Raw genomic sequence first — 15,027 nt, forward strand, 5'->3', positions numbered from 1 at the left:
CAGGCACTACACCCACCAACGCGCGACCCGCACACCGCAGCCACCCGCCTCACCGAAACCACCCCCGACACCCCACCACCACCCGGACCCAGACGCCGGCCAGCCCCAACTCCCCCGCCACCGCCTGGACCCAGACGCCGGCCAGCCCCAACTCCCCGCCACCGCCCGGCACCTTCTGACCACCCGCCCCGTCACAGAATTCGCACAGGAGCACCCTTCCGGGAAGTGAGCTACGACTTCCCGACGATCTGCTCGCCGCCCAGCGCGCCCTTCAGCAGGCCACCGCCGGCCTCCACGCCCTCTACGAGCGCCTCCCCTGCTCCCCCGAACCCGACGAGGCCTTCCACAACAGCCGGGAGAGCGGCTACGGGCAGGACCGGCAGCGCGGGGCCTGCCCCGGCTGGACGGACGAAGAGAAAGCCGAGGAAGCCAAGCTCCCGGAGCACCGGCTGGAGCTGGCCACCACCATCCTCACGCCTGACTTCTGACCCACGCTGTCCGAAGCCGGCATCCTTAAGGCCCGCAGCGCCCTCAAGCACGTGGACGCCCCACAGGACCACGCCTGGCCCACAGCGTCCGGGCAAGCCCCGAAACGACGCCGACGGCAGCGGTGGTCCCCGGCCCGGCGGGAGCACGACCGACGAAACGGGGTCGGCAGGCAGCGGGCAGCGGGAAGCGGGAACAGCAGCACACACCAGCCGTGCCCCGGCCGCAGCCGGACAGCCCGCCGCGCACCGGACGTCCGCTCCCCGCACCACGACAGCCGGGCCAGGGGGCGGACGAACCGCCCGCTGCCCGCCGGACGCCCACGAAGAGCCGGACCCGGACACCGGCCTCGCCGGGCACCCGCCACAGCCGCGAGGGGCCACTGGACCACCACAGCGAGCACAGCACCCGCGCGGCCGCGGCCGCCGTCCCCTCATCACCGGCCACCACGTCCACAGCGGCCAGGCCCGGCCCGGCGTGGTCCTACGCAGTGATCCCGGGCGGGGCCCAGACGTCCGGGCCGCCGCCGCGCCATGCGATGTCCGGTCCCTGCAGGCCGACCCGGTCCGGGCCGGCACCGGCCCGGCGCAGGAACTCGATCACGTCGCGCGGTCCGCAGGCGAGACCCAGGACGGTGCCGTCGACACGCACGCGCCGCCCGCCGGCCGGTGCCGGCGGCTGCACGATGCCCGGAGCGGGAGAGCATCCACCACTCCCCCTGCGACCACCGCCGGCTGCGCGCATCCGCACGCGGGCCGACGCAAGCGCCTGCCGCCGTACGGCCCACCGCCCCGCGCACGAGGCAGCCTGCAGCGGTGCACTGCTGCGGGATGCAGCAGCGTCCCGAGGCCGACGCCCGGGTGCACCCCGAGAGCCCGGGCACCGGCATCCACACCAGGGGTCAGTACTCCTGGTCGCCGAGAGCGTCAGCGACGTCACGGTGGCGGATCATCCGCCGGCAGGTCGCCGCGAAGGTGCTGAACGGTGTCGCGGCCTCCCCGTACCGCTGCCCGCCACGTCCCGCGCCACCGCGGCGGCCAGCCCCTGGGCAACGCGCAGCACCCGCTCCCAGCAGTCCCGGCCGGCCGGGACGCCCGCATGCCCGGCAAGCATGATCCGCTCGATCCGTCCGCACTCGGCGCCGGGGGCCTCGGGCACGCCCTCGACGCACTTAAGGGCCTGCTTGTCAGCAGCCCGGTCACCCCGCTTGCCTGCCCTGGCCTGCGCCGCACCCTGCACGCCCTCACCGGGCGACCACGATGCCGCCCGGCCGTACAAGGAATGGAGGAGGGTTCGCGTGCGGGAGGGATGGACTGTCAGCTCCGTCAGGCGGCCGGCAAGGTGAGGCGGGCCGTGCAGCCGGCCGGAGCCGGAGCCGGAGTGGTGCCTGGGTGCCGACGTTAGATCAACGTTAGGTCCGCACGACAGGGTGAGGGACGTCCGCTGTGGCCGTGGCGTGGTCTGCCCTGCGCTTCGGCGGCCGGTGATGTCCGCCCGATGCACTCGGGCGGCCGGTACCGACGGGCAAGGCAGCGGCACCGGCATTCGCCTGCATCGCAAGCTGACGCCTTGCCGGCACATCCTCGCGCGGCCCCGCTGGGGGGCTCCGCGCTGAAGCGTAGGGAGAACTTCCGTGCATCCAGTGTCCACCGTGCGCCGCGTCGGCAGACGCCTTGGCGTACTGCTTCTTGCCCTGCTCACCATGGGCGGGCTGCTGGACGCCAACGCCACACCGGCCCACGCGGAAACACACAGCAACTGGTCCGAAATCGTGTGGGAAATCGACGATATGCGATACCAGACATCGACCGAGCAAGGGGCGTCGCGTTACCGCAACCTCATCAATAACATCCGCGGTTTGGCAGCAGCCGAACGGCACCTTGGCTCCGGAGCAGACAGCGAACACCTACAGGAAACCGAGAACCAGCCTAACCGATTCATCGAGGTTATCGTCCGCGAGGACGGCAACCGCATCCTGTCACTGTACTTCCAGACGCGAGATATGTACCTCGTCGGTATAGCCACTCGAAACGCCAGGTATCAGTGGAACGGCGAGGGCGACACCAGCGCGCTGGCCCAGGCGTACCGCCAGCATCACAGGGAGGCCGGAAATTTCCATGCTGTCGGGTACAGCGAAAATTACAGGGACCTGGCCTCCGAAGCGGTGCGCGGCGAATTCGCATACAACCCGTCGGCGTTTTACAACAGGCTGGAAAGCCTCAGTAATATGACCCGGGGCAACGCGGACACTCGCCGCAGAGACTTCGCCTACGTCATCCAGGCCACTTCCGAAGCTGTCCGCTTCGACTGGATCCGCGATCGCATCTTCCAGACGATCCGGGACGGAGAATCCGAGCCGGACCCGGCCGGCAACCGGTACCAGAACCTCGGAACCTATGGCGTGGGTTTGACACTCAACTGGACGAGACTGTCCACCTTCGTCTACCAGCTCGTGGCGAACCTCCCGGCAACCATCATCATTGCCGGCAACGTGTACGACAGTCTCCAGCGCCTCCTGTACGGCGTCCACGGCCAAATGCCCGGGATCGGCGGCATACTTGCGGCAAGCAGCAAAAAACCCAAGTAACCCAGCCGACACAGCATCAGCGGCATAGCACGCCCAAAACGGCAACACGTCGAGACAGGCGGGTGCGGGCCAGGTGCACGGGCCGCTCACACGGCTTTCGCCGCGGGCTGAAGACCACACGCCCGCGGCGACAGGGCCGGCCGACAGCACAGCGGCCCCGCAGGAACGCAGGGCCCGCCGCCGAGCACCGCGCCACGCAGGAAGACACAGAAAACCTGCGACGAGGACAGACGCACAAGCCCCGCACACCGGAGGCGATGCGCGACAAGCGCCCGGTGCTGGCGCACGCGGTGTACCCCGCACCCGGTACGCACCGGCAGCCGACAACTCGCACACCCGCCTGTCAGCACAAGCCGTCCGGAGGTGGAGACAGCGTACACAGCACCACCTCCGGACAGCAGAACACGCACGGCGGCCACCCCCACCCCCACCCCCAGCCCCGCACAGCAGCACGGCCATCAGGACACATCGCCCCACCAGCCCGCACCACCCGGCCGGGCCCCGCACAGCACCCGCCTGCCACCGCCGAACCACCCGATCCCCATCACCAGCACGGCCCCGGCGGCCACCTCCTACACCGCCCAACCGGTCCTGCCAGGCAACAAGTCATCCAGCGGTCCGCCCACCCGCTGCGCGTACAACCGGCCCAGCCGCAGACCCGGCCGCAGACCCGGCCACGCCCCCGCCCCCGCCCCCGCCCACAGCAGCCAGGCCCACAACACCCACCAACAACACAGACGGCCCACCACCCGGTCATCTTGTTCCTTAACCACGGACCTGGTCGTTCGGTGACTCTCCGGAGTGATTGCCGGGTAGGCGGTCCGTCCTCCTCGTGGTCCTGAAGCCTGTCCCCGGGTACGGAAGTTCGTGATGGAGGCCGCGGGATGAGTGTGCTGGTGCGGGCCGGCGGACGAGAGGCGCTCGCGGAACTGTCGCGTTTCCGGACGGCTTTCTACGGGTGCCTGTCCGCGCGGGCTGATGCGTTCTTCGAGCTGACCGACGCGCTGCTGTGCGCGGACGGTCCGACGCGGACACCGGTCGAACTGTTGCTGCCCGCCGAACATCAGCGAGGCTACGGCTCTCTGTACCGCGCTTTGAACCACGGCCGCCTGGACACCGAAACTCTGCGTGACCTGCTGGTTTCCCTGCCGATGCCGCGCTTCGACGCTCGGATCGTGCTTGCCGTCGACGCGTCTCCATGGCTGCGCCCGGACGCCGCCTGCTCGCCGGATCGGCTGTTCTGCCTGGTCCACGGCCGCAACGGCCGCCCATCGGACCACGTGGTGCCGGGCTGGCCATACTCGTTCATCGTCGCGCTCACCCCGGACCGCACCTCGTGGACGCAGGTCCTGGACGCGGTTCGGCTGGGGCCCACCGACGACGCGGCGGCCGTCACCGCCGACCAGCTGCGGGCCGTGGTCGAGCGGCTGATCGCAGCCGGCCAGTGGCAGCACGGCGACCGGGACGTCCTGGTCGTGATGGACGCGGGCTACGACGTGATGCGGCTGGCCTGGCTCCTGCGCGACCTGCCCGTCGAGCTGGTCGGGCGCCTGCGCTCGGACCGCGTGCTGCGGCTGCCGAAAAGGAACAAGCACAGGGCTCGGCACACGCGTGCACCGGCGTCCCTGGCCTCTTTGCATACCGTCTCGAGTGGACCCGCGTCTTCTCCATGGATAGACGCATCGCCGCGCCCCCTGGGGCGTGACGCTTCCGACCAGCACAAAACCAGTAACCGCCATAACGGTCTGCACGAAAATGACATGCTCTTCCGGCAGTCGTGTCAGTAGGAAATGAGCACCACGTGTCAGTGCCAACCTCCAGGTCATCCTCCAGGTCATTGGGCTTGTGCCACTGACACGCAGGTGAAGAAGCCCAACTGACACTCCCCTGCGGACCATCAGGACATGACGGCGCCGGCCCCCTACAGCCCCCTGGTCGCCGTCCTCCAAGGACTGCGGGCCCACGACGAGCGCATCGCGCAGCGGCTGCTGCTCACCACCCGCACCACCAGCGTCATGGGCCTCGACGCCGACGCTGACGCCGACGAGAACAGCGTCGGAAGCACGGACGTCGGGGCAGGCGAAGGCGACCTCGATACCAGCAGCACGGTCGGCGGCGAGGGCCAGGACTCCGCGGAGACGGAAACCGCTGGCGGGCAGGCCCCGGCTCCGGTCCCGGAGGAGGATGCTGACGGCGGCCTGGAGGGCGGTGCAGCCGCCGTCGACGGACAGCGGGAGAAGAAGGAGAAAGAGAGAAAGGCGCAGACGCCGTTGTGGCGGTTCTCGCTGCCGAAGAACCCCGATGTGACCGCCAGTTTCCTCCGCACCCGGGTACTGCAGCCGGATTCGGAGGTGTGGCTGACCGGACTGAACGCCCTGCGGATCTGGGTGGAGGAGAACGGCACCGCGCACGTACCGCTGGACGGCACCGTCGCCCTCGGCGAAGACGGCGACCGCCTCTACACCCTGGGGTCGTGGATCAGCGAGCAGCGCAGGGCGTTTCGGGCCGGGACGCTCAAGCCTGGCGCACCGAGCTGCTGGACGAGCTCGGCATGGTCTGGTCGGTCGCCGACTCAAAGTTCATGAAGAACCTGTCGGCGGCACGGACGTACTTCGCGGTCCACGGAACGCTGGCCGCCCCGAAGGACGCGGTCGCCGACGGCGTGGCGGTCGGGCAGTGGCCGGCCAACCTGCGCAAGACCGGCGGCCTCGGAACCAACCAGGAACGGGCCACTGAACGCCGCCGGCTCCTGGAAGCCCTCGATGCGGGCTGGAACCCGGCCTGGCCCGTCGACTGGCAGCGCCGCTACATCCTCCTGAGACGCCTGGTCGAAGACGACAGCGCCACCCCGGGCGAGAGAGGCGTTCTGGGCCCCGTTCTGGCTGCTCAGTGTGATCTGGAACGGCCAGGACGGCCAAGATGGCATCGGCCACTGGCTCGGCTAGGGCATCGCATGATTCGCAGGTGGCGACGCATCGGCCACCCATTCGGGTGATGGATGCCCTGGGCGTCCTCTCCCCAGGCCCGAGGCTGAAGGCCGTCGTCATTTTTGGTTGTGTGTGGAGCCGGAGTTGTCGCCGTTCCGGGGTTGGAGAAGGTCCCAGCGATTGCCGTACAGGTCTTGGAAGACCGCTACGGTGCCGTAGGGCTCGCAGCGAGGGGGTGCTTCGAATCGCACCCCGGCCGCCCGTAGGCGCTGGTAATCGCTGTTGAAGTCGTCGGTGTACAGGAACATGCCGACTCGGCCGCCCGTCTGGTTCCCGATCCTGCTCTCCTGTTCCGCGGTGACCGCCCGTGCGAGGAGCAACGCCGTCTGCGCCCCCGGCGGTGCGATCACCACCCAGCGTTTCCCGTCGCCGAGCCGGGTATCCTCGCGTACTTCGAAACCGAGCACGTTCGCATAGAACGCAATGGCCGAGTCATAGTCGCGGACGACCACGGTCACCAACCCCAAGTGCTGTCCCATCCATTGATCATGCCTCACCTGGCCGGCCAACGGTCCTGGCGCGGCTGGTGGAGCGAGCCCGATGGGTCATCGCGAAGCTGGCGACGCCGGCCCGCCTGTCGGCCCGGGCCATGCGTCAGTCCAGCGGGCCTGGCCCCGGCGCCGGGTAATGCGACGGTTCATCAAGGTGACCAGGGCCAGGCCCACCTGACCTGGATCTTCATCACCCTCATGGTGCGCCGCCTTACCCAGCCCCCGCGACCGCCCCGTAATTCACCGCACTGTGCCGGCCCGGCGAAAGCGGCCAGCAAGCCCGAGCCCATACGCATCCGGATGCACCCGCGCACTATCCGCCTCGCACCTGCAGCCCTCAGCCGAGCGGCACCCAGCACCCAGCACCCGGTCGGCGCAGGGCTGTTGTCGGTGGCTGGTGCCAGACTCCCGGGATGCAAAACGGCTCCTTCGAATTGCGCCAGATCACCTCGTCTCATGCGGTCGATGCCCAGCGCCTTCTTGCCCTGATCGGCTGCTGGGTCGGCGTCACCCACGCCGGCGAGGCGGCCGGCTTCCCTTTTCCTCCCATCGACGCCCAGCAGGCGGCACCCGCCACATCCGAGTTCTGTCAGCCCGAGTTGGCACCGCCCCGGGCCTCACCTAGAAACGAATCCTGAACAGCTCCTTAACGCCAATGTGTCCGCTCGCGCACCCAAAGGAGTGCGGCTTCGCCCTGAGCGCGCTGAAAGGCCCGCACTGTCGGCAGCCCCGGCGGCGGCGCTTGGACGGAATGGTGAAGGAAAAAGCCGGCCATGGCGATGAGCACGGTGGTGACCTCTTCCGGGTCGGCGCCACGAGCGAAGAGATGCTGATCAAGAAGGTTCATGGCGTCCGGGGCGCCCTGCATGATCACACTCGGGCCCATCGCCACGATGTCGAACCACGGGGCTCCGACCGCGGCCCACGGCCAGTCGACAACCATGACGTGATGGTCGGTCAGCAGAACGTTGTCCGCGCGCAGATCACCATGGATCAAGGCACTACCGGCTGCTGCTGCGATCCAGGCGGCTTCTCGGTCGGCGAGACGTCCGAGATTACGTCGCGCCCAGGGATCGAGCCAGGCCAGGTCGTCCGCCCCCTCCGCAGAAGCAGCGGAAAGCCGACGCCAGCCCTGGAAGTTCTCGCCGAACCGGTCAGCAATCGTTGGTGCCTCGATCGGCGAGGGATCGAGCAGCACGGACAGCTCCGCAGCCGCCGCAAGGACACGATGGAACTCGTCCAGCTGCCATGGCTGGGCCGGCATCTTCCCGTCCACGTCTTCGAAGGCCAAGACGACCCAGCCTTCGAGGTCCAGGGCCATGAGCAGCGGCGGCACCGGGGCAGCGGTCGGCAAGGCCGCTGTGATCCGCGCCTCGGCCCGGTGGAGGTCGGGGGCCTCAGGGTTGGGTTCAGGGCCCACCGCCTTCACGAAGACCCGCCGCCCGTCGACGAGGCGCACGCGTGCAGCGACCCCGGGCGAGAAGCCACCGGTCTGGGTGACGGCGCTCTCCACGGGCGCCCCCAGGCGTGCCTCGGCCCGGCTTCGCACGCTGTGGGGAACAGCCCACCACTCCACTCGTACGCCTGCAGCCGCAGGCACTCCGGTGTTCTCTGCGCTTGGTCGTCTCCCCATGGCGACATGATCCGGGTGACGCCTTCGGGGAGCAACGAGGTTTCCAGCGCCTGCACCTCTTCCCGCCCTTTTAGGAGTGAAGTGCAGACAGGCGCCGGCCAGTCTCGCCGACCAGCTGCGTGCATCCGGCATCGGCGTCCGGCGTACGGCCGTCCCGGTCCAGTTTGTCCACCGCCGCCTTGGCTGCCCGGACCCGCCCCGGATCCCGTAACCGCGACCGTGCACCCGCCCGCCCCCGATTGCTTTCCGACGAGGAGCGCCGATGCGGTGCGCATGGTTCGCCGCGTCCGGGGACGGGCCCGCCGAGGCCGGGTGCCGGGCCTGAGCCTGGCATGGCCTTTCTGCGGGACGCTTCGAGGAACGGCGGTAGCGCCCGCACGGATGCCGTGTCAGAGCTTGCGCATTGGGCCGCCGCGGTGCACGACACGTAATGCGGACGGCGGCGGCTTGATGCGGCGACGCAGGCGCGGCCCGCCGGCCCCCTCAATAATCCGGTGGGCCCTTCGCCGTAAGCGAAGCACAATTCCTGGGGAACCGGAGCGAGAGGGAGCTTGTTTGGACGTGTTCGCGTATGCCGGGTGCAGCACCGAGCTGACAGCGCCGCTGTCCCGCGTGGCCCTTCCGGTCCACACCCATCACGGGGGCTGGGAGGAGCTCCATCCCCCGCTGATGGAGCCTGCGACGTATGCCGTCGACCCACGGCCCTCGGGGCCGCCGTGGCGGTTGTGGGAGGAGGTCGGCCAGGACGCGGCTGCCCGGCAGGGCGTGTACGCACCGGTGTACTCCGTCTCCTTCGGCGCGCGCAACAGGATCGTCATCGCCCCCGGCGACTCCCGGTCCATGGTCTTGATACCCGAGAAGTGCGAGGGCTACTGCCGGGGTGTGGACGGCCGGGCCGGCCCCAACCTGGCGTGCGAGGGGTGCGAGCGGGCCGTAGCGACCCGCATGGACGACTGCGGACTGTGGCAGACGGTGTGGCTGGAGCCCGACGCGGTCGTACGCCGCCCCTCGGGGCTCCCCGCCGGACCGCCTCCCGACTGGGACGCGCTGGAGCGCGCCGAGCACCGCGTCCCACCCGTCGAACCCGACGGGACGTGGAGCCGTCGCTGGGAGGCGGCGGTCGGGGTCGCGCTGGCCCACCTCGTGGCGGCCACCGAGGATTGCCCCGTGATTCTCCCCGCCGGTCCCGTCACCGAACTGCTCAGCCACGCCGTCGGCCAGTACCTGCCGGCCGGACCCGATCCCCGTACCGTGGGGCTGGCCGGCCCGGGAATCCGCACCCCCCGGCCCCGCCCCGACATCCTCCTCGTCCCTTGCCACCCCCTCACCGGCACGCCCTGGCGCCCACCCGGTGACGACACGGCCGTGGTGCCACTGGACAGCGGCGTCTGGGCGTACCTCGCCCACCCGGACGAGACCTCGCCCCTGCCCATGACGGGGATACTCCCGGACGGCGTCCTGCGCGACGACTATCCCTTGCCGCCGCGCCCCTGGCGCCCGCTGACGCCCCACCACCGCGCCTTCACATCCACCCTGGCCGGGCTGCCCGCCATTCGCATACCCCGACTGCGCAGATACCACGATGCCTGCCGATCGTGAACGTCTGACGGGGTGTGTACGGCGCCGGGATCGCAGCGATCCACTCACGAACGCTGAGAGATTGTGCGCGTCAGCCCTCCGCAGGCTGCTTTCGTAAGCGAGAGCGGATCTGGCCAGACCCGCCTGCCCCGGCGTGCCGCGGCCTTGGCCGAGGCTGCGGCACGCCATGCCGCCGGCACTCTGCTGGCTGGAGTTACGCGCCCTTTTGGTTGACTGCCGTGAGGATGCCACCGATCCCCGGACGCACGTCGCGTTGGCCATACAGCAGCTCGCTGAGCGTGCGATATGCGTTGCCGGCGATCTCGATATAAACCGGGAGGCTGCTCAAGGCGTGGTAGACGAAGACCGACAGCGCCGACCAGTTGAGCGTCAAATCCACGCCATAGCTGCCGAGGCAGCTGTACCGGCCACCGGCGGGGTCCGGCTCGGACACTCCGTCTCGGATCGTTTGGTAGATGCGATCGCGGATCCAGTCGAAGCGGACAGCTTCGGAAGTGCCCTGGATGACGTAGGCGAAGTCCGTGCGGCGACTGTCCGCGTTGCTCCGGGTCATGTCCGCGAGCCTGTTCAAGCGACGGTACATTTCCAACAGCGTGTATACGAATTCCTCACGCGCCTGACGGGAGGTCAGGTTGTTGTAATTCTCGCTGTACCCGATAGTACGGAAACCCCCAGCCTCGTGGTAATTCTGCCGGTACGCCCGAGCCAACGGGGACTCGTCACCGGAGTCGGCCCACTGATACCTGACGTTGCCGGCGGCTATACCGACGAGGTACATATCCCTCGTCTGGAAGTACAGCGACAGGGTATGTTCGTCGTGATCGAGGACCTGAACCTCGATGAAACGGCCCGGCCGATCTTCGGTTTCCTGTAGATGATAACTGTTGGCCCCGGATCCGAGACGCCCTTCGGCTGCCGCCAATCCACGGATGTTTTGGATGAGGTTGCGGTAATTTTGCGAACCTAGCTGGGTATGTGTTGTGTATTGCAAATCATCGATGGTCCAGGTAATGATGTTCCAAGTCGATGGTGTGGTGGCGCCGGCCGGTGTGGCGTTGGCGTCCAGCAGCCCGCCCATGGTGAGCAGGGCAAGAAGCAGCACGCCAAGGCGTCTGCCGACGCGGCGCACGGTGGACACTGGATGCACCAAAGCCGAAGGCGGCCCGGGCCGCGTCGTAGGCAGCCGTGGCTCGGGCACGGGCCTCGCTCTTGCGCCCCAGCCCCAGAAGGGCCGTGGCCTCGATCAGTCCGGCCGCGCCGCTCCCGGAATTGCCCGGCCCGTCAGGCAGATTCCGGCGCAGTTCCTTCGCATGCGCCACCTCGGTGAGAGCCTCTTCGTGGCGTCCCTGACCGGTCAGGCTGCGCGCCAGACCGAGCCGCAGAACCACCTGGAGCTCTCCCGTGACGCGGGATTCGGCGAGGGGCCCCTATGTGAACGCGCGCAACGCGAGCGTTTCGGAGGCGAGAGCCATGGCGGCTGCCCGCGATCGAGGGACAAAAGCTGCTCAGCGCAGTACGGCTGCCAGCAGGTCGGTGCCCAGCTCTGCCAGATCGGGCAGATTGAGGGTGTAGCGGATGTAACGCCCCTGCCGCCGGGCCGTGAGCAGGCCCGCGCGGCGCAGGACAGTGAGGTGGCGGGAGACCTCCGGGGTCGACAGGTCCCAGACGTGGGCCAGCTCGCCGGTGGTGTGCGGGCCGCGGGCCAGGGTGCGCAGCAGCCGCAGCCGTACCGGATGCGCGAGCGCCTCCAGCCGGAGGGTGACCGTTTCCAAGGAGACCGGCTCCGCCGGGCTCGGCTCGGCGACCGGGTACTGCAGTACCGGATGCCACCCGGGGGCGTGGACCGCCACCAGGTGGGGGCGGCCGAAGACGCTGGGGATGAAGGTGACGACTCCGGCATCGCGAGCGGCGGTCGTCTTGTCCTGCACCTTGTCCACGATGATGCAGTCGCTGTCCGGTGCCAGGGTGACGGCGCCGGAGACCGAGGCGAGTGCTGCCCCGATGCCGTGGCGCCTGAGCAGTTCGTTCTTCAGGCGCAGGTCGGTGGCGAGCTGCGCGGCGATGCCCGTCCAGGCGGCGTCGAAGAAGGCCTCGGCGCATTCTTCGAGGGTGCGGCGCACCTGCGCCCGCACCGCGGCCGGGTCCGCGAGCAGCCGTTGGGCGAAGGCTTCCTGCTGTGCGCCGCGGGCCTGGGCCACCTCCAGGGCCCGCTCGCGCGCGGTCGTGTCGGTGAGCGGCGACGCCCCGGAGGCCTGGGTCCGGTTGCTGCCGCACGTGGTGACGAGCGCGGTGGTCACATATCTCTCGTCGTCGATCCGGTCCACGTCGTCCAGTTCCTCGGCGAGGGTCGGCCGGGGCCGCGCGGGGATCAGAAAGTCGGCCTGTGAGGCACGCCAGAGGAACTCCGCCTGACCGAGCCGCTCGGTCAGCTCCGGCCGCAGCTCGGCCCGGACGTCCGCGGCCCAGCCGGCGAACTGCGGGTGGTGACCGGGTTCGGCCAGCACGTGCAGCATCGCGGTCAGCTCGGCCAGCGGGGAGGCGGCAAACCGCACCCGCTCGGACGGCAGGCCGCTGATGTCGATCCTCAGCGTCATCCCCCCATCATCACCTTCCGGACCACCCGGCGGCGGCGTCGATTGACGATGTTCATCAACCGACGTGCTTGCCCGGGCGGCCGACCGCAGCGTCTGCGCCATGACATCCCTCACCCGAATCCGGCCACGCGCCCTGGTCCGCGCCTCAGGAGGCCCCCGCTACGCCGTCGCCCTGGCCGTGGACGCACTGGGCACCGGCCTGCTGCGGCCCTTCCTGCTGCTCTACGGCGTGACGGTCCTGAGCCTGTCCGCGCCGGCCACCGGCACCGCCATGGCCGCCGGCATGGCTGCCGGCCTGGTGTGCATGCCCGCGGTGGGCCGATGGCTGGACCGCGGCGCGCGCAGCACGGTCGTGGCGGCGTCGATGCTGGTGCGGGTGCTGGGCGTAGCACTGCTGCTGGCCGCCCCGGCGGGGCACATCTGGCTCTTCGCGACGGCGGCACTCCTGCTCGGCGTCGGCAACCAGGCATGGCCTGCGGCCCACGCCGCGCTCGTGGCCACGGTCGCCCACGGCCGAGAACGCGATACCGCCCTGGCAGCGGCCCACGCCCTGCGCAACGCCGCCCTGGGCGTCGGAGCCCTCCTGGCCACCGTATGCCTGGCCGGCGGCACCACCGCACTGCGGGCGCTGGCAGCGGTCACCGCGCTCGCCTACCTTGCCGCAGCCGCCCTGGCATGGTCGGTCCGCATACACGCACATCCGGCGGGAGCCGCCCCGGCCAAGGACGGGGACGGGGAGAGTCCGTCACGGATGCTTGGGCTGCTGGCCGCCAACGTGGTCTACGTCTTCTGCCTCAACGTCCCCGAGATCGCGCTCCCTTTGATCCTGGTGACACAGTTGCACGCATCTCCGGTGTGGCCGGCGGCCATCTTCGTGGCCAACACGGTGCTGGTCGTCACCCTGCAGGTGCCGGTCACCGTCCTGCTGTCCCGCTTCGCCAGGCGGACCGTGCTGGCGCTCTCCGGCGTGGTGCTGGCCACGTCCTACCTCGGCTTCCTCGCAGCCGCCTCACTGGGACACGGCTGGGCCGCCCCGGCCGTCGCCGCGGTGTCCGTAATCTGCACGCTCGGCGAGATCATCTACGCCGGCAGCGCCACCGCACTGGCCACCGCACTCGCCCCGGACCGCGCCCTGGGACGAGCCCTCGCCCGCTTCCAGCTCTCCTCGGGCTTCGGCCTAGCCGTCTCGCCAGCCGTCATCACTGCTCTCGCACCACTCGGCCCGGCCGCCCTCTGGGGCAGCCTCACGGCCGCGACACTCCTGTCCGCCTCCGCCGTAGCCACCAGGGATGAAGCAGGAACGCGGATAGGAGGGGCGCGGGTCGGCGGTTCCCGGTTCCGGGGGCGAGCAGGCTTGTGAGCTCGGCGACCGCCGCTGGACCGGCGAGCGGGACGCGGTTCTTACCGTGCCGTGCCTCGCCGCGTCTTGCCTTGCCGTGCTGCGTGGGTGCAGCAGCTGTGCGGCACTGAGCCGGGCTCGGCGGGCGTCCGTTCCACCGGCTCCACTACTCCACTCGCCCCGAAAACGCGGTGGTCTTCGAGGACGCCCAGGTCGGCATCGCGGCGGCGCACAAGGCCGGGGCGTCCTGCGTGGCCGTCACGATCACCCAGCCCGCCGCGGCGCTCGCCGACGCGGTCCTCATCGTCCCGACCTCACCCGTGTGACCTGGCCTGTCATCCGGTGAGTGGCGGGAGCGGGCAGCGGCGGACGGCGCTCGCAGCGCATCGGGGTATTGAGCGCGCCCGGATCCAGGTGCTTCTCCATCCCCGTAGCGCTGCACGCAGTCGGAGGGTGACGGCCCGGCACATGTCGCGGCAAGCGCACCGCCTCGGTTTCGAAGGCCCCCGAGTCATGATCGTTTTTGCCGAGGGCCCGCCGTACCGATGATCCCCGAGGCCGCTCTCAGGACTGCCTACGACGGCCTCGAAAGCGCTCGCTGGTGGGCGGCAGCACGGCCGACCCGGCAACGAGCGCTACGGCATCACCCTCGACCACAAGGGCGGCGTACAGGCCGACCAAGTCGCAGCCGAGCTGCGAGCCCTCGCCGACGCCGCCGATACCGAAGCGCACCCCCGCGCTCCCCTGCGGTTCGGCCGACTGGCCATCGAGTACGGGATCAAGCAGTGCCAGGCGCAACAGCGGTGGGCTCATTGGGCACTGGAGCAGCTCGGACAAGCCGAGGCCGCCGTCATGCACCAAGGACCGGGCGGGTCAGCGCCCCGATGAGCCGACGAGCTGCCCATCCGGCGGCGGGGGGGAACGCACTCCGGGTGGCGACGAACCAACCGCCACGACCGCCGCCCGGTCTGTCAGTGCTCACTCGCATCGGAAAGGGGCGAGTGAGCAGATCGAATCGAGTAACCCGAGCAGGTCCCGCTGTGACGCCCGCGACTTCGGTCCCCTCCACAGCGACGGCCGCGGGCCCCAGACGACTTTGCGCAGCACGGCCCCTCGCCCCCGGTCACACGGACGCGCGCCAGCCCGTCGGCGACGCCAAGGATCAAAAGTGCCGTCCGGACACCAGCAGCGGCGCGTCCCGGCCGCCGCCCCGGACCGCGGTAAAGCACCGGCCGCAGGGGCCTGCCAGGCCGAGTCGTCCTTCGTCCGCGGCCCAGAATCCGGCCGCCGTACCGATGCGGGCGAAGACCG

At 69.9% G+C, this 15,027-nt stretch carries 15 protein-coding genes and 1 pseudogene; 8 read left to right on the top strand and 8 right to left on the bottom strand.

What is annotated here, in order from left to right:
- Positions 1–230 precede the first annotated feature (230 nt).
- The 3 genes from ACFV57_RS25725 to ACFV57_RS25735 form a co-directional block, all read right to left on the bottom strand.
- The gene (locus tag ACFV57_RS25725) at positions 231–446 is read right to left on the bottom strand and encodes a hypothetical protein (RefSeq protein WP_385236830.1); all 216 of its coding nucleotides are present in this window, start codon (positions 444–446) and stop codon (positions 231–233) included.
- A gap of 85 nt (positions 447–531) precedes the next feature.
- On the bottom strand, positions 532–951 hold the full coding sequence (locus ACFV57_RS25730; RefSeq protein ID WP_385237171.1) for a DUF6207 family protein: 420 nt from the start codon (positions 949–951) through the stop codon (positions 532–534).
- Positions 952–969: 18 nt separating this feature from the next.
- Positions 970–1,137 (bottom strand): hypothetical protein, encoded by a 168-nt coding sequence (locus ACFV57_RS25735; protein WP_385236833.1) that lies wholly within the window; start codon positions 1,135–1,137, stop codon positions 970–972.
- A gap of 991 nt (positions 1,138–2,128) precedes the next feature.
- Here ACFV57_RS25735 and ACFV57_RS25740 point away from each other — a divergent pair.
- From ACFV57_RS25740 to ACFV57_RS25755, 4 genes and pseudogenes are all read left to right on the top strand, one after another.
- Positions 2,129–3,073 (top strand): ribosome-inactivating family protein, encoded by a 945-nt coding sequence (locus tag ACFV57_RS25740; protein WP_385236836.1) that lies wholly within the window; start codon positions 2,129–2,131, stop codon positions 3,071–3,073.
- Positions 3,074–3,957: 884 nt separating this feature from the next.
- Positions 3,958–4,653 (top strand): annotated as a pseudogene (locus ACFV57_RS25745) (transposase); the annotation flags it as partial.
- Positions 4,654–4,977: 324 nt separating this feature from the next.
- A complete protein-coding gene (locus tag ACFV57_RS25750; protein ID WP_385236839.1) occupies positions 4,978–5,658 on the top strand; it encodes a helicase associated domain-containing protein in 681 nt (226 codons plus the stop codon).
- Positions 5,655–6,068 carry a helicase associated domain-containing protein gene (locus tag ACFV57_RS25755; RefSeq protein ID WP_385236842.1) on the top strand — a complete coding sequence of 138 codons (414 nt, stop codon included), beginning with the start codon at positions 5,655–5,657 and terminating at the stop codon, positions 6,066–6,068. The genes ACFV57_RS25750 and ACFV57_RS25755 overlap by 4 nt, the downstream gene beginning before the upstream one ends.
- A 48-nt stretch (positions 6,069–6,116) precedes the next feature.
- Here ACFV57_RS25755 and ACFV57_RS25760 read toward each other — a convergent pair whose 3' ends face one another.
- Positions 6,117–6,539: a VOC family protein gene (locus ACFV57_RS25760; RefSeq protein WP_385236845.1), complete on the bottom strand. Its 423-nt coding sequence runs from the start codon at positions 6,537–6,539 to the stop codon at positions 6,117–6,119.
- 425 nt (positions 6,540–6,964) lie between these two features.
- On the opposite strand from ACFV57_RS25760, the gene ACFV57_RS25765 reads away from it, so the two are divergent.
- Positions 6,965–7,189, top strand: coding sequence for a hypothetical protein (locus ACFV57_RS25765; protein WP_385236847.1), 225 nt, complete (start codon positions 6,965–6,967; stop codon positions 7,187–7,189).
- Positions 7,190–7,197: 8 nt separating this feature from the next.
- Here ACFV57_RS25765 and ACFV57_RS25770 read toward each other — a convergent pair whose 3' ends face one another.
- Positions 7,198–8,064 (bottom strand): phosphotransferase family protein, encoded by an 867-nt coding sequence (locus ACFV57_RS25770; RefSeq protein ID WP_385236850.1) that lies wholly within the window; start codon positions 8,062–8,064, stop codon positions 7,198–7,200.
- A gap of 675 nt (positions 8,065–8,739) precedes the next feature.
- On the opposite strand from ACFV57_RS25770, the gene ACFV57_RS25775 reads away from it, so the two are divergent.
- Complete coding sequence (locus ACFV57_RS25775) at positions 8,740–9,783, top strand: hypothetical protein (protein WP_385236853.1); 1,044 nt, start codon at positions 8,740–8,742, stop codon at positions 9,781–9,783.
- A gap of 193 nt (positions 9,784–9,976) precedes the next feature.
- Here ACFV57_RS25775 and ACFV57_RS25780 read toward each other — a convergent pair whose 3' ends face one another.
- Together ACFV57_RS25780 and ACFV57_RS25785 are read right to left on the bottom strand one after the other, a co-directional pair.
- Positions 9,977–10,921 (bottom strand): ribosome-inactivating family protein, encoded by a 945-nt coding sequence (locus ACFV57_RS25780; RefSeq protein ID WP_385236856.1) that lies wholly within the window; start codon positions 10,919–10,921, stop codon positions 9,977–9,979.
- A gap of 367 nt (positions 10,922–11,288) precedes the next feature.
- Positions 11,289–12,377 (bottom strand): DUF5937 family protein, encoded by a 1,089-nt coding sequence (locus ACFV57_RS25785; RefSeq protein WP_385236859.1) that lies wholly within the window; start codon positions 12,375–12,377, stop codon positions 11,289–11,291.
- 100 nt (positions 12,378–12,477) lie between these two features.
- Between ACFV57_RS25785 and ACFV57_RS25790 the strand changes: the two genes are divergently transcribed.
- Positions 12,478–13,737 carry an MFS transporter gene (locus tag ACFV57_RS25790; protein WP_385236862.1) on the top strand — a complete coding sequence of 420 codons (1,260 nt, stop codon included), beginning with the start codon at positions 12,478–12,480 and terminating at the stop codon, positions 13,735–13,737.
- A gap of 170 nt (positions 13,738–13,907) precedes the next feature.
- The gene (locus ACFV57_RS25795; RefSeq protein ID WP_385236865.1) at positions 13,908–14,042 is read left to right on the top strand and encodes a hypothetical protein; all 135 of its coding nucleotides are present in this window, start codon (positions 13,908–13,910) and stop codon (positions 14,040–14,042) included.
- Between the two features lie 238 nt (positions 14,043–14,280).
- Here ACFV57_RS25795 and ACFV57_RS25800 read toward each other — a convergent pair whose 3' ends face one another.
- Positions 14,281–14,553 carry a hypothetical protein gene (locus ACFV57_RS25800; RefSeq protein WP_385236867.1) on the bottom strand — a complete coding sequence of 91 codons (273 nt, stop codon included), beginning with the start codon at positions 14,551–14,553 and terminating at the stop codon, positions 14,281–14,283.
- Positions 14,554–15,027: the final 474 nt, after the last annotated feature.

The organism is Streptomyces sp. NPDC059788 (assembly GCF_042732265.1).
GTDB lineage: Bacteria > Actinomycetota > Actinomycetes > Streptomycetales > Streptomycetaceae > Streptomyces.